General features: G+C 64.9%; 23 protein-coding genes. 4 read left to right on the top strand and 19 right to left on the bottom strand.

The features are described from left to right. The first annotated feature begins 123 nt into the window (after nt 1-123). Entirely contained in the window at nt 124-432 is a 309-nt protein-coding gene (locus ACE103_RS36345; RefSeq protein WP_223967169.1) for a hypothetical protein, read from the top strand. Nucleotides 433-550: 118 nt separating this feature from the next. Here the strand turns inward: ACE103_RS36345 and arfB are convergent, their stop codons facing one another. From arfB to ACE103_RS36305, 8 genes are all read right to left on the bottom strand, one after another. Continuing rightward, complete coding sequence (arfB, locus tag ACE103_RS36340) at nt 551-970, bottom strand: alternative ribosome rescue aminoacyl-tRNA hydrolase ArfB (RefSeq protein ID WP_375776922.1); 420 nt, start codon at nt 968-970, stop codon at nt 551-553. Between the two features lie 321 nt (nt 971-1,291). Continuing rightward, nucleotides 1,292-2,602, bottom strand: a complete 1,311-nt coding sequence (locus tag ACE103_RS36335; RefSeq protein WP_375781260.1) for a M16 family metallopeptidase — start codon at nt 2,600-2,602, stop codon at nt 1,292-1,294. 50 nt (nt 2,603-2,652) lie between these two features. Continuing rightward, nucleotides 2,653-4,044 carry a M16 family metallopeptidase gene (locus ACE103_RS36330; protein ID WP_375776921.1) on the bottom strand — a complete coding sequence of 464 codons (1,392 nt, stop codon included), beginning with the start codon at nt 4,042-4,044 and terminating at the stop codon, nt 2,653-2,655. A gap of 169 nt (nt 4,045-4,213) precedes the next feature. After that, nucleotides 4,214-4,945 carry a hypothetical protein gene (locus ACE103_RS36325; protein WP_223967172.1) on the bottom strand — a complete coding sequence of 244 codons (732 nt, stop codon included), beginning with the start codon at nt 4,943-4,945 and terminating at the stop codon, nt 4,214-4,216. A 100-nt stretch (nt 4,946-5,045) separates the two neighbouring features. Then, nucleotides 5,046-5,543: a signal peptidase II gene (gene lspA, locus ACE103_RS36320; protein ID WP_375781259.1), complete on the bottom strand. Its 498-nt coding sequence runs from the start codon at nt 5,541-5,543 to the stop codon at nt 5,046-5,048. A 165-nt stretch (nt 5,544-5,708) separates the two neighbouring features. Then, nucleotides 5,709-8,711 carry an isoleucine--tRNA ligase gene (gene ileS / locus ACE103_RS36315; protein ID WP_375776920.1) on the bottom strand — a complete coding sequence of 1,001 codons (3,003 nt, stop codon included), beginning with the start codon at nt 8,709-8,711 and terminating at the stop codon, nt 5,709-5,711. A gap of 212 nt (nt 8,712-8,923) precedes the next feature. Then, the gene (locus tag ACE103_RS36310; protein WP_375781258.1) at nt 8,924-9,451 is read right to left on the bottom strand and encodes a sugar O-acetyltransferase; all 528 of its coding nucleotides are present in this window, start codon (nt 9,449-9,451) and stop codon (nt 8,924-8,926) included. 17 nt (nt 9,452-9,468) lie between these two features. Next, entirely contained in the window at nt 9,469-10,452 is a 984-nt protein-coding gene (locus ACE103_RS36305; RefSeq protein WP_375776919.1) for a bifunctional riboflavin kinase/FAD synthetase, read from the bottom strand. A 214-nt stretch (nt 10,453-10,666) separates the two neighbouring features. Between ACE103_RS36305 and ACE103_RS36300 the strand changes: the two genes are divergently transcribed. Next, complete coding sequence (locus ACE103_RS36300; RefSeq protein ID WP_016844467.1) at nt 10,667-11,062, top strand: response regulator; 396 nt, start codon at nt 10,667-10,669, stop codon at nt 11,060-11,062. Between the two features lie 381 nt (nt 11,063-11,443). Here the strand turns inward: ACE103_RS36300 and ACE103_RS36295 are convergent, their stop codons facing one another. The 7 genes from ACE103_RS36295 to uvrC all read right to left on the bottom strand — a co-directional run bounded on the left by ACE103_RS36295 (nt 11,444) and on the right by uvrC (nt 18,562). Then, nucleotides 11,444-12,298, bottom strand: coding sequence for a TIGR01459 family HAD-type hydrolase (locus ACE103_RS36295; protein WP_375776918.1), 855 nt, complete (start codon nt 12,296-12,298; stop codon nt 11,444-11,446). A 12-nt stretch (nt 12,299-12,310) separates the two neighbouring features. After that, nucleotides 12,311-13,723: an EAL domain-containing protein gene (locus tag ACE103_RS36290; protein ID WP_375776917.1), complete on the bottom strand. Its 1,413-nt coding sequence runs from the start codon at nt 13,721-13,723 to the stop codon at nt 12,311-12,313. 175 nt (nt 13,724-13,898) lie between these two features. Continuing rightward, nucleotides 13,899-14,870 (bottom strand): 50S ribosomal protein L3 N(5)-glutamine methyltransferase, encoded by a 972-nt coding sequence (prmB, locus tag ACE103_RS36285; RefSeq protein ID WP_375776916.1) that lies wholly within the window; start codon nt 14,868-14,870, stop codon nt 13,899-13,901. Further along, nucleotides 14,870-15,337, bottom strand: coding sequence for a molybdenum cofactor biosynthesis protein MoaE (locus ACE103_RS36280; RefSeq protein ID WP_375776915.1), 468 nt, complete (start codon nt 15,335-15,337; stop codon nt 14,870-14,872). Before ACE103_RS36280 ends, prmB begins: the two co-directional genes overlap by 1 nt. A 67-nt stretch (nt 15,338-15,404) precedes the next feature. Next, nucleotides 15,405-15,656, bottom strand: coding sequence for a molybdopterin converting factor subunit 1 (gene moaD, locus ACE103_RS36275; protein WP_173638532.1), 252 nt, complete (start codon nt 15,654-15,656; stop codon nt 15,405-15,407). Beyond that, nucleotides 15,653-16,267: a CDP-diacylglycerol--glycerol-3-phosphate 3-phosphatidyltransferase gene (gene pgsA, locus ACE103_RS36270; RefSeq protein WP_223967181.1), complete on the bottom strand. Its 615-nt coding sequence runs from the start codon at nt 16,265-16,267 to the stop codon at nt 15,653-15,655. Before pgsA ends, moaD begins: the two co-directional genes overlap by 4 nt. 192 nt (nt 16,268-16,459) lie before the next feature. After that, nucleotides 16,460-18,562, bottom strand: a complete 2,103-nt coding sequence (gene uvrC / locus ACE103_RS36265; protein WP_375776914.1) for an excinuclease ABC subunit UvrC — start codon at nt 18,560-18,562, stop codon at nt 16,460-16,462. 265 nt (nt 18,563-18,827) lie between these two features. On the opposite strand from uvrC, the gene ACE103_RS36260 reads away from it, so the two are divergent. Beyond that, the gene (locus ACE103_RS36260) at nt 18,828-19,451 is read left to right on the top strand and encodes an outer membrane protein (protein WP_223967183.1); all 624 of its coding nucleotides are present in this window, start codon (nt 18,828-18,830) and stop codon (nt 19,449-19,451) included. Between the two features lie 267 nt (nt 19,452-19,718). Here ACE103_RS36260 and ACE103_RS36255 read toward each other — a convergent pair whose 3' ends face one another. From ACE103_RS36255 to ACE103_RS36240, 4 genes are all read right to left on the bottom strand, one after another. Further along, the gene (locus ACE103_RS36255; protein ID WP_016844477.1) at nt 19,719-19,931 is read right to left on the bottom strand and encodes a cold-shock protein; all 213 of its coding nucleotides are present in this window, start codon (nt 19,929-19,931) and stop codon (nt 19,719-19,721) included. A gap of 261 nt (nt 19,932-20,192) precedes the next feature. Beyond that, on the bottom strand, nt 20,193-21,053 hold the full coding sequence (locus ACE103_RS36250) for a 23S rRNA (adenine(2030)-N(6))-methyltransferase RlmJ (protein ID WP_375776913.1): 861 nt from the start codon (nt 21,051-21,053) through the stop codon (nt 20,193-20,195). A gap of 159 nt (nt 21,054-21,212) precedes the next feature. After that, on the bottom strand, nt 21,213-21,899 hold the full coding sequence (locus ACE103_RS36245) for a ribonuclease T (protein WP_375776912.1): 687 nt from the start codon (nt 21,897-21,899) through the stop codon (nt 21,213-21,215). 114 nt (nt 21,900-22,013) lie between these two features. Next, a complete protein-coding gene (locus ACE103_RS36240; RefSeq protein WP_223967186.1) occupies nt 22,014-22,490 on the bottom strand; it encodes a hypothetical protein in 477 nt (158 codons plus the stop codon). Between the two features lie 166 nt (nt 22,491-22,656). Between ACE103_RS36240 and ACE103_RS36235 the strand changes: the two genes are divergently transcribed. Further along, a complete protein-coding gene (locus tag ACE103_RS36235) occupies nt 22,657-22,956 on the top strand; it encodes a hypothetical protein (RefSeq protein ID WP_212313433.1) in 300 nt (99 codons plus the stop codon). Nucleotides 22,957-22,987 lie beyond the last annotated feature (31 nt).

Genomic DNA, 22,987 nt, shown 5'->3' with positions numbered 1-22,987 from the left:
TTGCATTGCGCGTGCGCCGTTTGCGGAAAATTCAATCTCGCACGATGGGGTTCAGGGTCGGCGCTGCAAACGGCGCACACCTGCGCCGCTCCGTCCATCGTCAATCAAGTCCTGGAGAAATGGATGACGTTTGCAAAAACCAGCGTGCTTGCCCTTGCCATCTCGGCCGCAATCGCCGGTCCCGTCCTGGCGCAGGGCGCGGCTACGCCGGATACCCAGCTTCGCGGCGGCGCACAGGGCCGAGGGTCCGTGCAGCAGGGCGGCGGCATGTCCGGCAGCGGCGATGAGGAAATGGCGGCGCAGCCGACTTCGCCGACGCCAAAGAGCGGCACCAGCGCCAAGTCGGGCAACAAGGGAACGGTCGGTAGCGGCCACGCGACACCGAAGTCGAGCGGCGGTTCCGAGATGGCGCCCGCAACCAAGAAGTACTGATCCACGATGATCGGATCCCGGATGCAGCGCCGCGCGTGCGCTGTGTCCGGTGCTCTAGATTCTAGTTTTGACGCGTTTTCTTCACGCGAACCGGGTATCCACTTCGCTCGAAAACGCTCTAGTCGTCGAAACGCTGACTGCCGCGGCCGGCCTTGATGTCGCTGCGGCGTTTCTTGCCTTCGAGCCGGCGCTTCTTGGAGCCGAGCGTCGGCCTGGTCGGTCGCCGCGGTGTCGGCCGCACCATCGCTTCCTTCAGCATCTCGAACAGCCGCTCGATCGCATCGGCGCGATTGCGCTCCTGGGTGCGGAAGCGGAAGGCCTGGATTACGATCACGCCGTCCTTGGTCATGCGGCTGCCGGCGAGCCGCGCCAGCCGCTGCGCGGCATCCGGCGGCAGCGCGATCTTGGTCGTGTCGAAGCGGAGCTGGGCTGCGGTCGAGACCTTGTTGACATTCTGCCCGCCCGGACCGGAGGCGCGGACAAAGACGATCTCAATGTCGTTCTCGTCGATCGTAAGGTCGCGGGACAGCCGCAGCATGACATCACCCGGTGCAGGGAAGAATCGGCGGCCGCAGGATAGCGGGTTTGTGCTGGGCGTGCTTGGGCGGCATTGATGCGGTGTTCGCTACGTCGGCGGTCCGAGCCCGCGGCCACCCCTCTCCCCAACCCTCCCCCACAAGGGGGGAGGGAGCCTATGCGCCTGCGCGTCCCTTACGCTATCTCGAGCGTCTCAAACGCCGGCTATGACGCGACGTGAGGTGAGCACGTCTCTCAGGCACCCTCCCCCCTTGTGGGGGAGGGTGGGGAGAGGGGTGGCCACAACGGAAGTGTGTAGAGAGCGGACGCGCGCGTAACCGCGTCAGTTCGCCTTCGGCGGCGCTGATGCCGGCTGCGCTGCGGCTTGCGGGGCGCGGCCGACGATCACGGTGAGCAGGCCGTTGCCCCACAGCCGCTTGGAGACCCGCTTGACGTCGTCGAGCGTCACCGCATCGACGATGGCGCTGCGCTTCTCGATGTAGTCGATCGGCAGCTTGTCGAGCTGGTATTGCAGCATCGCCTGCGCGAGCTTGGAGGAGGTGTCGAGCGCCAGCATCTGTGAGCCCTTCAGATAGGACTTCGCTTCGTCGAGCTCCTGCTGGGTCGGACCTTGCTCGGCGATGCGGCGGATCTCGGCCTCGATCGCATCGACGGTCTCGCCGGCGCGGTCGGCGCGGGTGCCGGTGTTGCCGATGAACAGCGCGGAGTGATCCATCCAGAGCAGCGCTTCATAGATCGAATAGGCCAGCCCGCGCTTCTCGCGCACTTCCTTGTAGAGCCGCGACGACAGCCCGCCGCCGCCGAGAATGTGGTTCACCACATAGCCGGCCATGAAATCCGGGTCGTGCCTGTTGATGCCGGGGCCGCCGAAGGTGACGACGGTCTGCGGCACGTCGAGCGGGACGAAGGCGCGCTGCGGCGGCTTGGTCGCCACGACGTCGGGGATCGCTGTCAATTCGGCCTTGGCCGGCAGGCCGCCGAAGGTCTTGTCCAGGAGCTTGCCGAGCGTATCGGGATCGACGTCGCCGACCACGGCGATGCGCAGCGTGTCCTTGGCGATGATGCGGCGGACATAGTCCTTCAGATCGGCGATCTCGATGGTCGGCACGCTCTCGAGCGTGCCGGTCGCCGCCCTGGCATAGGGGTGATCGCCGAAGGCGAGCTCGAGGAACTTGCGGCCGGACAGCGAGGACGGATTGGTCGATTCGCGGCGCAGGTTCGAGATCACCTGGGCGCGGATGCGTTCGACGTCCTTCGGCTCGAACCGCGGCGAGGTCAGCGCCATCCGCAACAGGTCGTAGGCCTCGTCCTTGTTGTCCTTGAGCATGCGCAGCGAGCCGCGGAACTGATCGCGGTTGGACTGGAAGCTGAGCTCGATGGCGCGGCGCTCGAGCCGCTCATGATAAGTTTTCGAATCGAGATCGCCGGAGCCCTCGTCGAGCAGGTCGGCGACCAGATTGCCGACGCCCGGCTTGCCCGGCGGATCCTGGCTGGCGCCGCCGCCGAAGGAATATTCCATTGCGATCAGCGGCACGGTGGCGTCCTGCACGAACCACGCCTCGATGCCGCCGGGCGACACCAGCCGCTGGATCTTGGCCGCGGCCTGCGAGGGCACTGACGTCAGCGTCAGCATCGCGGCGCAGGCGCCGCCGATCAGCGCCGCACGTCGGGTGATGGAATAGCTCACGAGCGCTTCTCCTCGCGTTTCGGCGCAGTATCCTTGATCAGATAGCCGGTCACCGACCGCTTCTTGTCGAGCCAGGTGGCTGCTGCTGCGCGCACCTGCTCGGCGGTGACGGCGCGAATGCGGTCCGGCCAGCTCCTGATGTCGTCGATGCTGAGCCCGGTGGTCAGCGCGCCGCCATACCAGCGCGCCAGCGTCGCCTGGTTGTCCTGGGCGTAGATCGCCTCTGCGATCAGCTGGGTCTTGACCCGTTCCAGATCCTCGGCGCGCGCGGGGTTCTGCGCGAGATCGGCGATCACCTTGTCGATCGCGTCCTCGATCTGCGCGAACTCGACGCCGGCCTTGGGCGTCACCGCGATCGAGAATTGCGACGGATCGAGCGCGGTGCCCTGATAGCCGGCGCCGGCCGAGATCGCGAGGCCCTTGTCGATCACCAGCGAGCGATAGAGGTAGGAGTTGGCGCCGCCGCCCATCAATTGCGCCAGCACATCGAGCGCCTGGCTCTCGCCTGCCGCCGCCGTGGTCGCCGAGGGCACCAGATAGTAGCGGCGCAGGTTCGGTTGTTCGACGCGCGGATCCGACAGCGTCACGGTGCGCGGCGCGGCCGGGGTCGGCTCCTGCGGCCGGACCCGCTTCTCGGCGATCGCGCGTTGCGCTGGGATTGGGCCGAAATTCTTCTCGACCAGCGGGCGGATGTCCTTGACGTCGACGTCGCCGGCGATGACCAGGATCGCGTTGTTCGGCGCGTAGAAGCGGCGGTAGAACGCGAGCGCATCCTCACGGTCGAGCTTCTCGATCTCCTGGTGCCAGCCGATCACCGGCCGGCCGTAGGGATGGTTGAGATAGAGCGCGGCCATGATCTGCTCGGTGAGCCTTGCATCCGGGTTGTTGGCGACCCGCATGTTGAACTCCTCGAGCACGACGTCGCGCTCGGGCAGCACATTCTCATCCTTCAGGATCAGGCCGGTCATGCGGTCGGCCTCGAACTCCATCATGGTGGGCAGCTGCTCGCGCGGCACGCGCTGGAAATAGCCGGTGTAGTCGTTGGAGGTGAAGGCGTTCTCGTTGCCGCCGACGCGCAGCACGGTCTGCGAGAACTCGCCGGCCGGGTGCTTGGCGGTGCCCTTGAACATCAGATGCTCGAGGAAATGCGCAAGGCCCGATTTGCCGGGCGTCTCGTCGGCGGAGCCGACCTTGTACCAGATCATCTGCGTCACGACCGGCGTGCGGTGATCGGGGATCACCACGACCTGCAGGCCGTTGTCGAGCGTGAAGCTCGCAGGGCGTTCCGAGGTGACGGTGGTCTGGGCGCGGAGGCCAGTGCCCGACAGCGGGATGGTTGAAACGAAGGCGGCAGCGAACAGGGCAATCGATCGGCGTGAGGGCATCATGGTCCTTGTGGAAGCCTGAACAGACGGCCGGGCATGAAAGACGCCATCGTACACGGTGCAGTCCGTGCCAGTCGTCACGAAGCGGAGAGACGGATGTCCCCCCGCATTAAGCTTTGCTCATGTCAGCCTTCGCCCAAACAGGCCAAGCTTCGCCCAAGCAGGCCAAGCGTCACTGGATCGGTTTTCCGGTCATGATGTCGTACTGGCCCTCGTTCACCTTCGGCTTCATCGGGCCTGTGCCATAGTCAAAGCCCGAGGACGGCGTCTGGTAGCCCGGAGGAGGCTCGGTCAGGGATTCGCGCGTCGGCTCGCCCGGGAACGGCTTGGCCTCGCTGCTGTTCCCCTTGAAGATGCCGAGCAGACCACCGCTGTAGCCGAGCTGGCTCGGCATCAGCGACGGATTGGTGTTGGTGCCCGGCTGGAGCGGCTCCCTGCGGCCCTCGGTGGCCGTCTGTTGCTTGCGGCCCGCCTCGATCTCGGCCGGCGTCAACGCCACCGCTGACTGCCACGGCTCCTTCTTGACTTCCTTCTTGCGCGCAGCGATCGCAGCCTTGCGCGCCGCGATATCGGGGTCCTTCGGCCAGTTCGGCGCGTTGACCTGGGCGGCTGTGGCAGGCGGCGGCAGATCGAGCTTCGGCGGCACCACCAGCGGCGAGCGCTCGCGATAATCGATGCCCTTGCTGGCCGCGCTCTTGGCGCCGAGCCCGGTCATCAGATTGTCGATGATCCTCTCTTCGAAGGTCAGGCCGTCATCGCCGTCATCTTCATCGTCGCCGGCACGCACCGGGCCGGCCGTCATCACCAGGCCGATCCCGGCCGCAACGAACGCCAGACGCAGGCCGCGCAGCAGCGACAGCCGGGACGTCTCGATCAGGTAACCGCGGACTTTGGTGTTGCGCATCGCGCTATTCCCATCTCAAAATTCGCCAAAGCGATCACTGGCTTAGCGCTCAGTTCCGCTCGGTGCAGGTCGGCCGCCGACCGGCTCGTATCGGCCGGGATCAGGGCGCTTTTACGGCGGGGGTCCCCATGACCGAATCATACAATAGGGCCGCCACGCCAGCAACGATCGCCACATCGGCGAGGTTGAATACGTACCAATTGAAGGTTTTTCCCCCGATCTCGACATGAAACAGGGCAAAATCGACCACGGCGCCATAGGCGAAGCGGTCGATCCCGTTGCCGATCGCACCGCCGATGATCAGGCCGAGCGACACCGTCGCGAGCCAGGTCCGCGACCGCGCCATCCAGATCGCCAGCGCGATCACGGCGGCGGTCTTGATCACCATCAGCAGAATCTGGGCCGCCGGGGTCTCGCTCTGAAACCAGCCGAAGCTGATGCCGGGATTCCAGGCCAGCACTAGGTCGAAGAACGGCGTCACCTCGACCGCGCCGCGGTGGGCAATGCCGAAGACGAACAGCAGCCAGAGCTTGGAGGCCTGGTCGGCGATCAGGGTGATGACCGCCGCCAGCACACCGGCACGAACGGGAGGGGTCATTGCCAGCACACCAAAGGTGTCGTCCCGGCGAAGGCCGGGACCCATACGCCGTGCCGGGCATTGTTTGAATGACTCGGGGTCATCACCTTCGTCCATTCGAGACAGCGGTGGTTATGGGTCCCGGCTCCCGTGCGCAATTGCGCACTAGGCCGGGACGACGGACAGTTAGGAGATGCTGACCCCCAGCGCCTTCCACTCGCGCAGCGCTTGCGCGTCGCGCGGCGAGACGTCGGGATAGTCGGGATCCTCGCCGATATCAGGCAGGATCTTCCACGAGCGCGCGCATTTGGTGCCGACCGCCTTCTCCACCACCACGGCGACGCCGGGCACGGCATCGAGGCGGAAGGCATTGGCCGGCGCCTCGCCCTCGCGCACCTCGTAGTTCGAGGTGATGCAGACCTCGGCGAGATCGATGTCGAACAACGTCGCCAGCATCTCGCGGTCGGCGATGTAGATCACCGGCGAGGCCTCGAGTGACGAGCCGATCCGCTTGGCAGCGCGCTCGAGCTCGAGCGCACCGGTGACGACGCGGCGAACGTTGCGGATCGTCTCCCACTTCGCGGCGAGGGCGTCGTCGCGGAACTGCTCGAGACCTTCGGGGAACAGCGTGAGGTGCACCGAGGGCTCGGCGTTCGGCCGGTACATCCGCCAGGCTTCGTCGGTGGTGAAGCTCAGGATTGGCGCCAGCCATTTCAGGATCGCGTCGCACAGCAGGTCGATCGTGGTCAGCGCCGCCTTGCGCGCCACCGAGGACGGCGGGTCGCAATACAACGTATCCTTGCGGATGTCGAAGTAGAACGCCGACAGCTCCGAGTTCATGAAGGCGGCGAGCGTTGCGACCACGGTCTTGTAGTCGAACGCGGCATAGGCCTTGCGGATGGTCTCGGTGTGGCCGGCCAGTTCGTGCAGCATCAGCCGCTCGAGTTCGGGCATCTCGGCGAAGGCGACCTTCTCGCTCGGCTTGAAATGATGCAGCGTGCCGAGCATCCAGCGGACCGAGTTGCGCAGCTTGCGATAGGTCTCGATGGTGTTCTTCAGGATCTCCGGGCCGATGCGCTGGTCGTCGGCATAGTCGGTGGCGCAGACCCACAGGCGCAGGATATCCGCGCCGGAATCCTTGATCACCTTCTGCGGCTCGACCGTGTTGCCGAGCGATTTCGACATCTTGCGGCCGTTCTCGTCGAGCGTGAAGCCGTGGGTCAGCACGATGTCGTAGGGCGCACGGCCGCGCGTGCCGGCGCTTTCCAGCAGCGACGAGTGGAACCAGCCGCGATGCTGGTCGGAGCCTTCGAGATACATCACGGTGTCGTCGCCGCCATCGATTTTGCGGACGATGTTGCCGAGCTGCGGGAAGTTCTGGCGGTCTTCCAGCACGAAGGCATGCGTGGAGCCGGAATCGAACCAGACGTCGCAGATGTCGTCGACCTTCTTCCAGTTTTCCGACGCGCGGCTCCCGAGGAAGCGCTCGCGGGCGCCGTCCATGTACCAGGCGTCGGCGCCTTCCTCCATGAACGCCTCGGTGATGCGCTGGTTGACGACCTCGTCCTGCAGGATCTCGGCCGAACCGTCGCTGTTCTCGCGCACGAACACGGCGATCGGCACGCCCCAGGCACGCTGGCGCGAGATCACCCAGTCGGGCCGGTTGGCGATCATGCCGTTGATGCGGTTCTCGCCGGCCGGCGGCACCCATTGCGTGACCGAGATCGCCTGCAGCGCGCGGGCGCGCAGCGTGTCGCCCTTCTTCGCATGGCCACCTTCCGCGATGTCCTTGTCCATCGCGATGAACCATTGCGGCGTGTTGCGGAAGATCACCGGCTTCTTGGAGCGCCAGGAATGCGGGTACTGGTGCTTGAGGCGGCCGCGCGCCAGCAGCTTGCCGGCCTCGATCAGCGCCTTGATCACCGCCTCGTTGGCGTCGCCCTTCTCGCCCTTGTCGTTGAGCACGCGTTTGCCGGTGAAGCCCGGCGCCTGCGCGGTGTAGGCGCCGTTCTCGTCGACCGTGTAGGGGATCGCCGTCGGGATGCCGCGGGCATCGAGCTCGCGGGTGTTGGCCGTCCAGACGTCGAAGTCCTCGCGGCCGTGGCTCGGTGCGGTGTGCACGAAGCCGGTGCCGGTGTCGTCGGTGACATGCTCGCCGGCGAGCAGCGGCACGGTGAATTCATACCCGCCGCCAAAGCCGCGCAGCGGATGGGCGCATTCGACGGCGTCCAGCGTGTCGCCGGGAATATCGCGGACCTTCTCATAGGACGTGACGCGCGCCTGCTTGAACACCTCCGCGGCGAGCGCATCGGCCAGGATCAGGAGATCGCCGGTCTTCGCCCAATTGTCGGCGGGCGCATCCGTGACCTTGTAGAGGCCGTAGGCGATCTTCGGCGAGAACGAGATGGCGCGGTTGCCGGGCAGCGTCCATGGCGTGGTGGTCCAGATCACCACCGAGGCATTGGCGAGCGCACCATGCGCCGGCGAGGTGACCGGGAATTTCACCCACACCATGTCGGAGGTGTAGTCCTCGTACTCGACCTCGGCTTCGGCCAGCGCAGTCTTCTCGACCACGCTCCACATCACCGGCTTGGAGCCGCGATACAGCGTGCCGTTGGCGGCGAACTTCATCAGCTCGCGGGCGATCTGCGCCTCAGCCGGATAGCTCATGGTCTGGTAGGGATGATCCCAGTCGCCGATGATGCCGAGCCGCTTGAACTCCTCGCGCTGCACGTTGATCCAGTGCGTCGCATAGGCGCGGCATTCCCTGCGGAACGCGACCATCGCGGCGGAGTCGCGGAAGTCGGGCTTCTGCTTGCCCTTGGAACGGTAGTTCTCCTCCTCGATCTTCCATTCGATCGGCAGGCCGTGGCAGTCCCAGCCCGGCACGTAGTTGGAGTCGAAGCCGAGCATCTGCTGGCTCTTGGTCACGACGTCCTTGAGGATCTTGTTCAGCGCGTGGCCGATATGGATGTTGCCGTTGGCGTAGGGCGGGCCGTCATGCAGCACGAATTTGGCGCGGCCCTCGGCTTCCCGGCGGAGCCTGTCGTAGAGCCCGATGTCGTTCCAGTATTTCAGGATTTCCGGCTCGCGCTGGGGCAGGCCGGCGCGCATCGGGAATTCCGTCTGCGGCAGGTAAAGGGTCTTGGAATAGTCGTTGGAGTCGGTCTTTTGCGGCTTGTCGGACATAAAAGCTCTGATTTGGCAGGTGCGGGCGCGGAAACGCGATCAATCGCGGGTGAAACGACGAAGTCCCGGTCTTGCGCCGAGCCTTCAAGCTCAGGCGGAAGCCGGGCCGCTAATCCGTATGATGCGCCGCGAAAACATGGGTTTTCCATAGCAGCCAAGCGGGGAAATCGCAAAGCCCCCGCCGCCGGCAAATCCGGCCCCGCCGGGCCGCCCTAGGCCTGCCGCGGCCGGGCCGGATTTCCGGCCACGGTCGCGCCGGGGGCGACGTCCCGCGTCACCACGCTGCCGGCCCCGACCAGGGCGCCGTCGCCGATCGAGACGCCGGGCAGGATGATGGCACCGCCGCCAATCCAGACGTCGCTGCCGATCCGGATCGGGCGGCCGAACTCAAGCCCGGCGCGCCGGGTCGCGGCGTCGCGCGGATGGTCGGCGGTATAGATCTGCACCGCGGGTCCGATCTGGGTGCGATCGCCGATCGTGACTTCGACGACGTCGAGGATGACGCAATTGAAGTTGAGGAACACGCCGTCGCCGAGGCTGATATTGCAGCCGTAGTCGCAGAAGAACGGCGGACGGATCACGGCGTCCTTGCCGACCTTTCGGAACCGCGCAGAGAGCAGCGCGTGCAGCTCGGCTGCGGACGATGCGCCTGAGGCGTTGTAGCGCGTCATCCAATGTTCCGCCGCGGTATGGTCGGCGGCGAGCTCTTCATCCGGGCGATAGAGTTCGCCCGCCAGCATCTTCTCTTTCTCTGTCTTCAACCAATCACTCCGAGCTGCGGGAACGCGTCCGGCGCTGCGGCCAATGCCGCGCGCGCCTTGGCGCTGTCGTCATCCATCTGGCGTATCAACGCCTCGATGGTGTCGAATTTCAGCTCTTCGCGAATGAAACTGATGAAGGCGACATCGAGCACCGTGTCGTAGAGATCGCCCTTGAAGTCGAACAGGAAGACTTCGAGCAGCGGTGCGCCGTTGTCGAAGGTCGGGCGGCGTCCGAAGCTGGCGACGCCGTTGAACCGCACCTTGTCGTTTCCGTGAGCCTTGCCGACCCGCACTGCGTAGATGCCGTGCTTCAAGCCGCAATGCTTGTCGAGGCGGATGTTGGCCGTGGGGTAACCGAGGTCGCGGCCGCGCTTCTCGCCGTGGATCACCTTGCCGGTCGCAAACCACGGCCCGCCCAGCATCGTGGTGGCATCGTCGACCTGGCCTTCGGCGAGCGCCATGCGGATCGCGCTGGAGGAGACCGGCCGCTCCTCAATGTCGACATGGGCCTGCACGTCGACCTCGATGCCGAGCCGCGGCGCTTCGCTGACCAAGAGGCTCGGCGAGCCGACCCGGCCCTTGCCGAAATGAAAGTCGTAGCCGACCGCAATCCCGCTGATGCCGAGCCGGCCGATCAGATCGTGGTGAATGAAGTCCTGTGCGGTGGTGCCGGCGCGCGCCTTGTCGAAGGTCATCACGACGGCGCCGGCAAGCCCGGTGGCCGCGAGCAGCCGCAGCTTGTTGGTCTCGTCCGTGAGACGGAATTGCGGGGTGTTCGGGCTGAAGAAACTGCGCGGATGCGGTTCGAAGGTCACGGCGAGCGCAGGCACGCCATGCGTCTTGCCCATCGCCAGCGCCGCGCCGATCACGGCGCGGTGACCGAGGTGGACGCCGTCGAAATTTCCCATCGCGACCACGGCGCCCTTCGGAATTGCGCTTTCGGGCGTGTTGTCGCGGATAACGGTAAAGCCGGTGCTCATGTCAGGTATTCTTCAAGGATTCTTAAGCATGATTGGTGCGGGCCGGACCGTGACGCGGCGGCGGCGTGGAAGTCAAGCATAGCGAAAATCGCGTCAAATCCGTAACAATCCGGATTCAGCCGGTTAACGCGCTGTTTAACGCCTGCTGTTAGTCGTTGGCGGAAAGCTGCGTTTGTGCAGAAGCCAAGTTGCGTTAGTGGTTTTGGGGGGAAAGATGGCGGTTGATTTGTCCATGCCGGTTCTGGTGGTTGATGATTACAGCACCATGATCCGCATCATCCGGAATCTTCTCAAGCAGCTTGGATTCGAGAATATCGACGATGCCTCCGACGGCTCTGCGGCGCTCAACAAGATGCGCGGCAAGAAGTATGGCCTGGTGATTTCCGACTGGAACATGGAGCCGATGACCGGCTACGACCTGCTCAAGGAAGTCCGTGCCGATCCCAATCTCGCGACCACGCCCTTCATCATGATCACGGCGGAATCCAAGACCGAGAACGTGATCGCGGCCAAGAAGGCCGGCGTGAACAACTACATCGTCAAGCCGTTCAACGCGGCGACGCTCAAGACCAAGATCGAAGCGGTCTTCCCGGACATGGCGACGGCGTAAGCGCCCGTCCATCGGATCACGATTCATCCTCATCTCATTGCGCGTCAGCGAATGACCAGCGCCGCCTCACCGTCACCCCCGCGCAACGGCTTTGCCGTTGTCGCTGGAGGAGCCGCGAAGCGGCGTCTCGAAGGGTCGACGGCCCCGCTGGTGGCCGTGCATCCTTCGAGACGCGCGCAAGAGCGCGCCCCTCCAGCGACAAAGGCAAAGCCTTTGCGCGGGGATGACGGGACTGAAGCATTGCATTATTTCGGAATATTAGAAGAATATCCCTGAGTTGCCCGACGTGTCAAGTCGGCTGGCCGAACGTCGGCCGCCGCCGGCTACTTTGCATGGGGTTGTTTTCGATATTTTGGCAGCGCGCCCCTGCGGGGCTGCCCGCTACCACTTCAGCTCGCGCATCAGCGCCCGCGGCGGATGGCCGAACAGTTCCTTGATCGAGGCCGCATCGAGCTGCTCGATGCCCTCGAACTGCTCGGAATGGATGCCGCGGGTGACGAACAGGAGATCGATGCCGAAGCCATGGGCGCCGGTGAGGTCGGTGCGCACGGAATCGCCGATCGCGAGCACGCGGCTGAGTTCGGTCGGACGCCCGCGGCGCTCAGTGGCCAGCGCCATGGCGCGCTCGTAGATCGGCCGGTGTGGCTTGCCGTAGAAGACCGACTCGCCGCCGAGCTCGCGATAGAGTTCGGCAACCGCGCCGGCGCAATAGATCAGCCGGTCGCCGCGTTCGACCACGATGTCGGGATTGGCGCAGACCAGCGTCAGCCTGCGCTCGAGCGCCTTCAGCAGCGTGTCGCGATAATCCTCGGCGGATTCGGTCTCGTCGTCGAACAGGCCGGTGCAGATGATGTAGTCGGCCTGCTCCAGCGGCACCAAGGTGGCGTCGAGGCCGCGATGGATCGAGCTGTCGCGCTCCGGACCGATCCAGAATATTTTCTGACCGGGATGATCGGCGACGAAGTGGCGCGTCAAGTCGCCCGAGGAGACGATCGCGTCATAGGTCTCGTCGGCGACGCCGAGCTTGCGCAGCTGGCGCTGCACGGAATCGGCCGGACGCGGCGCGTTGGTGATCAGGATGACGGTCCCGCCCTGCTGGCGGAACGTGTGCAGCGCCTCGCAGGCCTCGGGAAAGGATTCGAGCCCGTTGTGCACGACGCCCCAGATGTCCGACAGCACGACGTCGACGTCGCCAGTGAGGTCGCGCAGCCGCTCCACGAAACGCAACGATGTCATGATGCAAACCGGCTAATTTGGACCGAGCGCGCGGCGCGCCAGCGCGGCGCTGCCGGTTGTGCGCGGTGGCGCTGCGGGGCTGGAGACGGGTGCGGAAGTGCCGGCGCCATTGAGGTCCTGGGGCTTGGTCTGCGGAGCTTCGGCGGTAGCAGATGCCCCTTCCGGCCGCAACGGTCGCGGCGGGGCGAACAGGAAGCCCTGGCCGAACCGGACATCGTAGTCGAGCAGGTCGACCACCGAGCGCTCGCCCTCGATCCGTTCGGCGATCAGGTCGATGCCGAAGCGGCCGAGCAGGTCGGACAGATCGGAGGGATCGATATCGGTGGTTGCGCTCTGCCGGGCGTCGAGCAGCAGCGCAGCCGGCACCTTGATGAAGCGGACGCCGCGATCGGCGAGCTCGCGCGGCTCGAGGCGGAGGTCGCTGACGTGATCGATCGAGAACCGGTAGCCGCGCTGCGACAGCGCCGCGAGATTCTCGCTTTCGACCGGGCCGAGATTACGGAAGGTCGCCTGCTTGAACTCGAGCACGAAGGACGGCGCCAGCGCGCGGTTGGCTTCGAGGAAGTCGAGACACTGGGTGAAGTGCTGCGGGCTGGCCAGTGTCGCCGCCGAGACGTTGCAGAACACGCCGACATCCTTGCTGCGGATCATCAGGCGGCGCAGCACCTGGACGCAGCGAAGCATCACCATGTGGTCGATGCGGCCGATCAGGCCGCCGACCTCGGCCGCCTCGATGAAATCGTCGGCGGCAAGCACCTGGTCGCGCTCGTCGCGCAGCCGCGTCACCGCCTCGTAGTAGCGCACCTTGCGCTGCGGCAGCGTCACCATCGGCTGCAGGTAGATGTCGAGGCGATTCTCGTCGATGGCGTGCCTGATCGCGCCGATGAGCTGGGTCTGGCTGCGGGAGATCGCCGATGCGGGCGCAGCCGGCGGCGGAGGCGCAAACACGACGGTCGGAGCCGGCGGGACCGGTTGCAGCAGATCGTCGCGCGGCGCGGCGACCGGCGGCGCGACGGGAGCTGCCGCCAGCAAATCCTCATGATGGGCGACGGACGCCGCAAGCTGCCGCACCAGGCCGCCAAGCTCGTTGATCTCGCCGGCCATGCCCTGGAGCCGGTCGGCGCCGGTGGAGTTCGCCGAGGCGACGCGGCCCTCCACCGCGGCCAGCCGGCGGCCGAATTCGGCGACCTGGCGGGCGAGGTCGGCGGTGCCGCGCGACAGATCCGCGATCTGGCCGCCGACATCGCTGCGGTCACGGAGCCGCATCGACACGGCATTGTAGAGGATCAGGCAGGTGAGGGCGGTGAGCGCCACGATCGCCGATTCCGTTCCGCTGATGCCCGCCACCGAATACAGGACGAACCCGAGCGACGCTGCGAGCAGCACCATGCAGATGGCGATGAAGATCGTCGAAATGCGAATCATGTCGCGCGCCCGCGCCCTCTCTCCGAACGTCCCCGGAGCGCAAGCTTAGCACCATTGTTGATTCGACGGGCCAGCGATCTTCCGAACTGGCTGGAACTGCACACGATTTTCGCTTCGTCTTGGTCGGCCTCGAAGTCGGCTCCGTAATAGACCGGAGCCGGCCGTGGCGTGCCGGTCAGAGGTCGGCGGCGGCGATCCAGAACACCTCGCCCTCGGAGTCCTCGGTGTCGAGCCAGAGCAGCGGCAGGTTGGGATAGGCGGCCTCGAGATTGTCGCGGCCGCGGCCGATCTCGCAGATGAGGCCGCCTTGCGGGGTCAGATGCCGCTTGGCCTCATCGAGCAGGCGGCGGACGATGTCGAGCCCGTCGGCGCCGCCGTCGAACGCGATCTTCGGCTCGGCGCGGCACTCGCGCGGCAGCGCGGCCATGCCCTCGGCATCGACATAGGGCGGGTTCGAAATGATGAGATCGTAGCTGACGTCGCCGAGCGGCTTGAACAGGTCGCCGCGATGGAGTGTGAGGCGATCGTCGAGGCCGTGGTCGGTGACGTTGCGCGCGGCGACTTCGAGCGCATCCTTTGAAATATCCACCGCATCGACCGCGGCATTGGCAAAATGTCGGGCGGCCAGGATCGCAAGGCAGCCGGAGCCGGTGCAGAGGTCGAGCACGCGTTCGACGTCGGCGGGATCGCCGATCAGCGAGGTGCCGTCCTCGTCACCGCCGAAATGCGAATCCAGCAATTCGCCGATGAAGGAGCGCGGCACGATGGTGCGCTCGTCGACATAGAACGGCAGGCCGCGCATATAGACCTTGTTGACGAGATAGGCGGCCGGCTTTCGCGTCGCGATCCGCCGCTCGATCAGGTCGAGGATCTGCTTGCCTTCGGCAACCGTGACGCGCGCGTTCGCGAAGCTCTCGAACTGATCGGGATGCAAATTCAGCGTCTCGCAGATCAGGAACGCCGCCTCGGCCACCGGATCGGTGGTGCCATGCGCGAACACGAGCTTGGCCGCATTGAAGCGGCTGACCGCATAGCGCAGGAAATCGAACAGGGTGTGAAGCTCGCCGGCACCGACCTTGGGCGCTTCCTTGGGCGTTTTCGGCGCGGCGGGGCTGCGCCTGGCCGGCACTTTGCTGCGCTTCGCCATCAGGATTTGGTCCAGCGCGCGGCGGCCGCGTCGTCATGGCCCTGCGCCTCGATCCAGCTGGTGCCGCGCGCGCTTTCCTCACGCTTCCAGAACGGAGCGTTGGTCTTGAGATAGTCCATCAGGAACTCGGCTGCCTCGAACGCCGCCTGCCGGTGCGCCGAGGCGGTCACGACCAGCACGATGTTCTCGCCCGGCGCGATGCGGCCGAAGCGGTGGATGATGGTGAGGCCCTGCAACGGCCAGCGCGCCAGCGCCTCGTCGGCGTGGCGCGCAATCTCGGCTTCCGCCATGCCCGGGTAATGTTCGAGCGTCAGCGCGGTGATCGGCTCGCCCTGTTCGCTGCCGCGGCAGATGCCACTGAAGCTGACGACCGCGCCGACATCGGTGCGGCCCTTGCTTAAGGCCGCGATCTCCTGCGCGACGTCGAAATCGGCTTGCTGGATCCGGATGGTCGCTGTCACCGTCATGGGAGCATCTTTGTTTGACGCGTTTTCTTCACGCGAACCGGTATCCACTTCGCTTGAAAACGCTATCTTAGCCGCCGGTCATCGGCGGAAAGAACGCGATCTCGCGGGCGCCGGAGATCACAGCGTCCGGTTTGACATGGGCGTGGTCGATCGCGGCGCGGATCACCGTCGGCTTCTCGAAGGCATGGGCGTAGCCGTCGTCGCGCGCGGCAAGCCAGCCGATCAGTTCGCCCACGGTGCGCACCTCGGCCGGCGGCTCGACGATCTCTTCGGCCTTGCCGATGCGTTCGCGCACCCAGGCGAAATATTTCAGCTTCATCCCTCATCCTCCTTGATGAGGTGATGGATGCCGGCCCGGAAGTAATCCCAGCCGGTGTAGATCGTGAAGATCGCCGACATCCAGAGCAGCACGATGCCGATCAGGGTGGTCGCCGGGAGGACCTGCTCGCCGGCCTCGCCCGCGATCAGGAAGCCTATCGCCACCAGCTGGATCGTGGTCTTCCATTTCGCAAGCTTGGTGACGGGTACGCTGACCCGCAGGCCTGCGAGATACTCGCGCAGGCCCGAGACCAGGATCTCGCGGCACAGGATCACGATCGCCGCCCACAGCGTCCAGCCATGGATCGAATTGTCGGCGGCCAGCATCAGCAGGCTGGAGGCCACCAGCAGCTTATCGGCGATTGGGTCGAGCATCCGGCCGAAGGCGGATTGCTGGTCCCACATCCGGGCATAATAGCCGTCGAGATAGTCGGTGATCCCCGCCGCGATGAACACGGCCAGCGCCACCCAGCGCAGCCACAACGGGCCGTCCAGGATCGACTGCCAGTAGACGCAGCCGATCACCACCGGGATGGCGGCGATCCGGGCGTAGGTCAGGATATTCGGGAGGGACATAGTCTTGCCCTGTCCCCGGGTCGTCGCGATGTTCATCCGTTCTACCAATACCGCTGAAGCGAGAAGGTCAACCGTGCGGGCGCCAGAGCGCGGCGAGATTAGGCTGATTAGTCACGGCCCCTTAGTCCCTTGTTTATGCATGATCTTTTCAGAACGTTGCTTGCCACTTTTCCGCATCATGCCCTAGATGCCCTGTCGCAGGCGACGCCCTGATGACTCGCCTTTGGTTTAACCCGGCTGGGCGTGGAAAAACTCGAAAATCTTGCGGGCACTCTCGGCGCTGACGCCGGGAACCTTGCCGAGGTCGGCGATCGAGGCCCGCTCGATCTCCTTGAGCGTTCCGAAGTGGTGCAGCAAGGCACGTTTGCGCGACGGGCCGATGCCCGGGATCTCCTGCAAGCCGGCCTCGCGGATGTCCTTTTTGCGCAGCTTGCGGTGCGATCCGATCACGAAGCGATGGGCCTCGTCGCGCAGCCGCTGGATGAAATAGAGCACCGGGTCGCGCGGCTCGAGCTTGATGGCCTCGCGGTCCGGCATGAACAGGGTTTCCCGCCCCGCATCGCGCTCCGGCCCCTTCGCCACCGCCATCAGCGAGACCTGGGTCAGCCCGAGATTCTCGAAAATCTGCCGGACCGCGTTGAGCTGGCCGCGGCCGCCGTCGATGATGACGAGATCGGGCCATTGGGGGAACGACTCGTCGTCCGCCTTGTCCTTTGCTTTGGCAGCCTCGCCCTCCGGCGGCTTCAGCAGCCGCTTGAAGCGGCGCTCCAGCACCTCGCGCATCATCCCGTAATCGTCGCCGGGCGTCAGCCCTTCCGACTTGATGTTGAACTTGCGGTACTGGTTTTTCATGAACCCGTCGGGTCCCGCCACGATCATCGCGCCGACCGCGTTGGTGCCCTGGATGTGGCTGTTGTCGTAGACCTCGATGCGCTTCGGCGTATGCGGCAGGCCGAGCGTCGTGACCATGCCCTCCAGCAGCCGGCTTTGCGTCGCGGTATCGGCGAGCTTGCGGCCGAGCGCCTCGCGCGCGTTGGTGAGCGCGTGGCCGATCAATTCCTTCTTCTCGCCGCGCTTGGGCACGGAGACCTCGACCTTGGATCCGGCCTTCACCGACAGCGCGTCGGCGAGCAACGTGCTTTCCTCAATCTCGTGCGACAGCAAGATCAGCTTCGGCGGCGGCTTGTCGTCGTAGAACTGCGCGAGGAATGAGGACAGCACTTCCTCGGGCGTGAAGGTCTTCTCCGCGCGCGGGAAATAGGCGCGGTTGCCCCAGTTCTGGCCGGTGCGGAAGAAGAACACCTCGACGCAGGAATAGCCGCCTTCCTGGTGGATCGCGAACACATCGGCCTCTTCGACCGTGCGCGGGTTGATGCCCTGCTGCGACTGGATCGCCGACAGTGCCGCGAGGCGGTCGCGGTATAGCGCCGCGGTCTCGAATTCGAGCTCGCCGGAGGCCTTCTCCATCTCGGCCGCGAGCAATTGCTTCACGGCGTGGCTGCGGCCGGAGAGGAATTCGGTCGCCTCGCGCACCAGCTCACTATAGCCGGGGAAGTCGATCTCGCGCGTGCAGGGGCCGGCGCAGCGCTTGATCTGATAGAGCAGGCAGGGCCGGCTGCGGCTTTCGAAGAAGCCGTCGGTGCAGGAGCGGATCAGGAACGCGCGCTGCAGCGCCGTGATGGTGCGGTTGACCGCGCCGGCGTTGGCGAACGGGCCGAAATAGCGCCCGGGCCGCGACTGCGCGCCGCGATGCTTGAGAATTTGCGGCGCCCAGTGATCGCCCGATATCAAAATATATGGAAATGATTTGTCATCGCGCAGCTGCACATTGAAACGCGGCCGGAGCTGCTTGATCAGATTGGCTTCGAGCAGCAGCGCCTCGGTCTCGGTCATGGTCGAGACGATCTCGACATGCGTGGTCGCCGCGATCATGCGCAGGATGCGCGCCGGCAGCGGCGCGTTGGCCCGCGCATAGGACGACAGCCGCTTTTTGACGTTCTTCGCCTTGCCGACATAGAGGACGTCGTTGGCGGCGTTGAGCATGCGGTAGACGCCGGGCGAGGTCGGGGCGAGGCGGACCGCGTTCTCGATCGCCTCATGCCCGATCGAGAGCGTCCCCTCGGCGACCGTCTCGGTGGCGTCCTCCAACACCTCGGGCAGACGTGCCTCGTCGTCCTCCTCGGCGGCGGAGCTTTCGGGATCGACGTCGCTCGTGTCGAGCGTCAGGTCGTCCTGCGGCAGGTCGGACTTTGAACTGCGCCGCGGCTTGAGGGCCGCCTTGAGATCAGCCTTGGGGGCCGGCGTCGGGCGCTCGGGAGAATCGTGAACCATGGGCCGTAAATTAAGCGCTTGGGCGACCGCTCGCCAGCGTTGGCGACGCAGGAAAAACAATCCCGATTGCAGGACGTTACCGGCCCAGCGCGGCCGCCGGGGCGGGTTGGTAACACATTGTTAAGACTGATGAGCGGGCCGGTAACCGGGCTTAACAACCCTTTAACTTAAAACTCTCGATAAACCTTAGCGAAAAAAGTGGAATTCCGTAACCACGCCGGCTCTGGGCCTGCGGGCTACGGCAGTTGCGTGGTGGAGAGTACCAATGACCCGGTTTGTTGCGCGTGCGCTGGCACTGATCGTCGCAGGCTGGACGACGTCGTCGGCGGCGGCCGATCTCAACTACGGCTCGCCCTATACCGTCTATCAGCCGCTCAATGCCTACAGCTGGGCCGGGCCCTATCTCGGCGGCAACGTCGGCTATGGCTGGGGTTCGGTCGAAAACAACCCGACCAAGCCGTCCGGTTTCGCCGGCGGCGTGCAGGCCGGCTACAATTTCCAGAACGGCTCTCCCTGGGTGTTCGGCATCGAGGCCGATATCCAGGGCACCACTGCCGACGATCGGTTCGCGCCGTGGAAGTTCTCCAACCCTTGGTTCGGCACGGTGCGCGGCCGCGCCGGCTATGCGGTCAACAACGTGCTATTCTACGCGACCGGCGGTCTTGCCTTCGGCGAACTGCGCGGCGAGACCTTCGGCATATCGGAGTCGCATACCAATGCGGGCTTCACCGTCGGTGCCGGCGCCGAAATGGGCTTTGCCCCGCACTGGAGCGCCAAGATCGAATATCTCTACGTCGATCTCGCCAACAGCAACTTCACGATCACCGGCGGCGCGTCGAACGGCTACAGCTTCAGCCTGGTTCGCGCCGGCATCAACTATCACTTCTGAGAACAAGAAAACGTCAGACATCAACTCCCGGCCGCGCCTCGCGTGGCCGGGTTTTTCTTTGTGCTGAGCACGTCGACATCACGCACAGCTGCATGAACGCCACGGCGTCCGCGAAACCGGCCGCACGCATCCAATATGCGGGCACCGTCAGTCGTGTCCGCATCATGCAGGCGGTCTTGCAGCGAGCGCGAGCCACGCGCCCTGCGGTCAACTCACACGCAACGCTTCATTCGTTGTTCATCACGAGCCACGCACCGCGAGAGCTCATCATGAAACCACCAGGTTGACCGCCTTCGGGCCCTTACCCTTCTTGTCCGGTTCAACCTCGAACGTAATGCGCTGTCCTTCAGTCAGGTCCTTCAACCCTGCACGCTCGACAGCCGTGATGTGAACGAACACATCGCGGCCGCCATCGTCAGGCTTGATGAAGCCATAGCCACGCTCTCCGTTGAAGAACTTGACTGTCCCAGTCATGGCCATCGGGAAAACTCCTCCCCCGTATTGCTCCACCGCTACGCGCACGCCGCGTAGTGGTTGACCGACATTCGCTTGTCGGAAGCTTGGCCACCTGAACAAGCCGGCGTCACGCCGCCGGTCTGCCTGGATTTTATTTCGGCCTTGTCACTCCGCCGCAACCATTCGCGGAAGCGGAACGTAAAGCCAGTCGTAACAGGATGAGCATAATACGGTTCCGCGCGCGTTGCCTATGCTCAAATAGAACTTTTCAGTGGGTGCTACCGTTCAAGGTTTAGGCGTTTCGAGTCTGAAGCGTCCGGCGCCGCCTTGACCAAGCGGCTTCTCGAGTTCGGGCAGGATGATCTTCAGCTCGCCCGCCAGCGTCCACGGCGGATTCACTATCAAAAGGCCGGTGGAAACGAGGCCTGCGTCCACTTCTTGCGGCGCCACACTGAATTCCAAACGCAAGCATTTGCCCGCGGGCCGGCTGCTTGCTGCTGTAGCGGCAACGCTGCGCGCGAGCTCGTCGGAAACTCTCCGGGATTTTACGGGGTACCACAAAAGGTACGCGCCGGTCGGCCACTTCGCGAACGCTGCCGTGAAGGCACTGGCCAGTCGCTCGAACTCGTCCTTCGCTTCGAATGGCGGATCGATCAGCACCAGTCCGCGCCGCTCGTTCGGCGGCACGAATGCCGGCAGCGCCATCCAGCCATCGAGATCGACGACGCGCGCCTGCGCATCGCGTCGCAATGCATCGATCAATTGCTTGCGCGCCGCAGGCTCGATCTCGCAGGCCGTCAGACGGTCTTGCGGACGCAGCAGCGCCCGCGCGATCAACGGTGAGCCGGGATAGGCTTTCAGCTCGCCTCGCGGATTGAATGCCCTGACGATGTCGAGATAGGGCCCGATCAGCGGCAGCGCCTTCTCGGAAAGCCGCGCGTGCATCAGTCGCGCAATGCCGGTCAGCCATTCGCCGCCGCGCTGCGCTTCACTCGATGTCAGATCATAGAGGCCGGCGCCGGCATGGGTGTCGATGACGCGGAACGGCGCCTGCTTTTCCTGCAAATAGGTGAGCATGCGCACCAGCACGATGTGCTTGATGACGTCGGCAAAGCTGCCGGCATGAAAGGCGTGACGATAGTTCATGCGATGACGCTGCGCTCCAGAGGGTGCGCATGTTGTACTGCGTCATGCCCGGCCTGTCCCGGGCATCATGCCTTATCTCGCTGGTTTCGTGATGGCGTCCATGGCCGGGACACTCAGCGCGACGACGCGCGTTTGCCCGGCCCTGACGTGGACGAGACGTCAGCCGCCGCGAACCGGCGGCATCAGCACCTGATCGCGGCGGCAGGCGCGGCGATCGATTTCCTCGCAGGAGCGGAATTGCAGATCCTTGCTGAGGCAGATCCGCACCTCGCTGAGCCGCTTGCTGTCGCAGGTCACCGAGATCGCGGAGTTGCTGAGCCCCGGATTGGCCTTGATGAACGCCGTCTCCAGCTCGTCGGGCGCGATCGTCTTCGGCTCCGTCAATTGCAGGAATTCCTCGGGGATCTTCACCGCGGCGCGGGCCTTGCGGATGGCTTCGAAATAGGCGCGCTCGCCGAGGCCGGAGCAGGTGCCGTGCTTGTCCCACTCGTTGTAGATCAGCCCGGGCGCCGGCATCAGGTCGAGCATCGAGGTCATGATGTTGCGGGCGAGGCGGGGCGAGGGCCGCTGGCAGTATTCCGGAAAGCCCCGCTCATACTGCGGCCACAGCCCATGCACCACGAACGAGTACGGCCGTCCGCCGCACTGCGCCTGCGTGCCGCGGCCATTGTTGCCGCGCTCGCTCGCCGCCTCGCAGAACGAGGGCGACCACGACAGCGACAGCACATAGAAATCGAACTGACCGGGCGCATTCTGCCGGCGATCCTGGGCCGAGGCCCCAACTGCACCACACAGAACAAAAGCAGCTGAAATCAGAAATCGGGAAATTGTGACCAACCGAGGCATCAAACGCTCCCCTCACACGACCGTTCGGAGCCTAGCAGGTCGCCGGAACATTTCAAGAACAAAAGCCGCCGTCTGGATGGCGGCGGCTTCCGTTTTGACCGAACTGGTCGGAGATCAGGGCCGGGCGGCCTTGCAGGACGGGTTATAAGCCCAGTTGCGGTCGAGCCCGGCGACGCACCATTCGACGCCCTGACTGAGGCCGGCAAAGCCGCCGTCCTCGATGATCGAATAGTGCACCTTGCGCACCTTGCCGTCGCTCAACATCGCATCGCCCGAGCAATAGCGGCGCGGAATATTGTCGGACTGCCAGGGACGGAAGGCGGTTTCGTGGATCCGGTTGTAGCCGGTGATCACGAGCGGCGAATTCCAGAAGGTGGCTTCCTTTTCCTGAAATTGGTTGCTGATGATCGCCAGGGCCTTCTCGCAGGGGGCCACATTGCCGTCATAGCGCGGGCCGGACAGCCAAAAATTGAGCTCGAACGGATTGGCGGCCTGAGCCGTGCTCCCGAACGCCAGAAGGCCGACCACGAGCGCGGCGCCGAGGCCGAGCTTATGGCTGAGTTTATTGGGGGAGTTGAACAGGTTGCGCATGGGAATCCACCCGATGATCAGATGCGGCGGACGGTGCCGTGAAGCCCCGGCAAGGTCAAGTGCAGCACGGCAACACCTGCCGAGAAGTCCACTTCCAGCAGCCGGCTCGTTCTTTCCATGGTCGCCGGCGCACTCTATGTTGGTCTTCAGCGAAATGGAGTCTGCGATGCGAAGGAAATTGGCCGCGTGCCTGGTTGCCGTTAGCGGGATGCTGGCCGTTGGTCCGGCGCAAGCCGACTGGATGCAGCCGGTGCCACCGTTCAAGGGCAATGATACCGGCGGTATCATCGCCTATTCGCTGGCGGCCCAGACCGACGCGCGGCAGCTTGCCGTCGATCACTGCGCTTCCTACGGCAAGGTGGTCAAGTTCCTTGCGATGCAGCGCTATCCGGGCGGCTACATCTCCTTCGCCTGCCGCTGGGTGCCCTATGGTTCGGCCCAGAGGCCGGTGCGCACGCTCTACTGAGCGCGCTCCAAATCCTTCGATCGTTCAGCCG

It is taken from the genome of Bradyrhizobium sp. ma5 (genome assembly GCF_042258955.1).
Lineage (GTDB): Bacteria > Pseudomonadota > Alphaproteobacteria > Rhizobiales > Xanthobacteraceae > Bradyrhizobium.
This window is presented reverse-complemented; position numbering and strand designations above follow the sequence as displayed.

Excerpts from the sequence above, each read along its gene's own strand:
- ACE103_RS36345 (WP_223967169.1), top strand. The coding sequence starts at position 124 with ATGACGTTTGCAAAAACCAGCGTGCTTGCCCTTGCCATCTCGGCCGCA.
- arfB (WP_375776922.1), bottom strand. The coding sequence starts at position 970 with ATGCTGCGGCTGTCCCGCGACCTTACGATCGACGAGAACGACATTGAG.
- ACE103_RS36335 (WP_375781260.1), bottom strand. The coding sequence starts at position 2,602 with ATGCTGACGCTGACGTCAGTGCCCTCGCAGGCCGCGGCCAAGATCCAG.
- ACE103_RS36330 (WP_375776921.1), bottom strand. The coding sequence starts at position 4,044 with ATGATGCCCTCACGCCGATCGATTGCCCTGTTCGCTGCCGCCTTCGTT.
- ACE103_RS36325 (WP_223967172.1), bottom strand. The coding sequence starts at position 4,945 with ATGCGCAACACCAAAGTCCGCGGTTACCTGATCGAGACGTCCCGGCTG.
- lspA (WP_375781259.1), bottom strand. The coding sequence starts at position 5,543 with ATGACCCCTCCCGTTCGTGCCGGTGTGCTGGCGGCGGTCATCACCCTG.
- ileS (WP_375776920.1), bottom strand. The coding sequence starts at position 8,711 with ATGTCCGACAAGCCGCAAAAGACCGACTCCAACGACTATTCCAAGACC.
- ACE103_RS36310 (WP_375781258.1), bottom strand. The coding sequence starts at position 9,451 with ATGCTGGCGGGCGAACTCTATCGCCCGGATGAAGAGCTCGCCGCCGAC.
- ACE103_RS36305 (WP_375776919.1), bottom strand. The coding sequence starts at position 10,452 with ATGAGCACCGGCTTTACCGTTATCCGCGACAACACGCCCGAAAGCGCA.
- ACE103_RS36300 (WP_016844467.1), top strand. The coding sequence starts at position 10,667 with ATGGCGGTTGATTTGTCCATGCCGGTTCTGGTGGTTGATGATTACAGC.
- ACE103_RS36295 (WP_375776918.1), bottom strand. The coding sequence starts at position 12,298 with ATGACATCGTTGCGTTTCGTGGAGCGGCTGCGCGACCTCACTGGCGAC.
- ACE103_RS36290 (WP_375776917.1), bottom strand. The coding sequence starts at position 13,723 with ATGATTCGCATTTCGACGATCTTCATCGCCATCTGCATGGTGCTGCTC.
- prmB (WP_375776916.1), bottom strand. The coding sequence starts at position 14,870 with ATGGCGAAGCGCAGCAAAGTGCCGGCCAGGCGCAGCCCCGCCGCGCCG.
- ACE103_RS36280 (WP_375776915.1), bottom strand. The coding sequence starts at position 15,337 with ATGACGGTGACAGCGACCATCCGGATCCAGCAAGCCGATTTCGACGTC.
- moaD (WP_173638532.1), bottom strand. The coding sequence starts at position 15,656 with ATGAAGCTGAAATATTTCGCCTGGGTGCGCGAACGCATCGGCAAGGCC.
- pgsA (WP_223967181.1), bottom strand. The coding sequence starts at position 16,267 with ATGAACATCGCGACGACCCGGGGACAGGGCAAGACTATGTCCCTCCCG.
- uvrC (WP_375776914.1), bottom strand. The coding sequence starts at position 18,562 with ATGGTTCACGATTCTCCCGAGCGCCCGACGCCGGCCCCCAAGGCTGAT.
- ACE103_RS36260 (WP_223967183.1), top strand. The coding sequence starts at position 18,828 with ATGACCCGGTTTGTTGCGCGTGCGCTGGCACTGATCGTCGCAGGCTGG.
- ACE103_RS36255 (WP_016844477.1), bottom strand. The coding sequence starts at position 19,931 with ATGGCCATGACTGGGACAGTCAAGTTCTTCAACGGAGAGCGTGGCTAT.
- ACE103_RS36250 (WP_375776913.1), bottom strand. The coding sequence starts at position 21,053 with ATGAACTATCGTCACGCCTTTCATGCCGGCAGCTTTGCCGACGTCATC.
- ACE103_RS36245 (WP_375776912.1), bottom strand. The coding sequence starts at position 21,899 with ATGCCTCGGTTGGTCACAATTTCCCGATTTCTGATTTCAGCTGCTTTT.
- ACE103_RS36240 (WP_223967186.1), bottom strand. The coding sequence starts at position 22,490 with ATGCGCAACCTGTTCAACTCCCCCAATAAACTCAGCCATAAGCTCGGC.
- ACE103_RS36235 (WP_212313433.1), top strand. The coding sequence starts at position 22,657 with ATGCGAAGGAAATTGGCCGCGTGCCTGGTTGCCGTTAGCGGGATGCTG.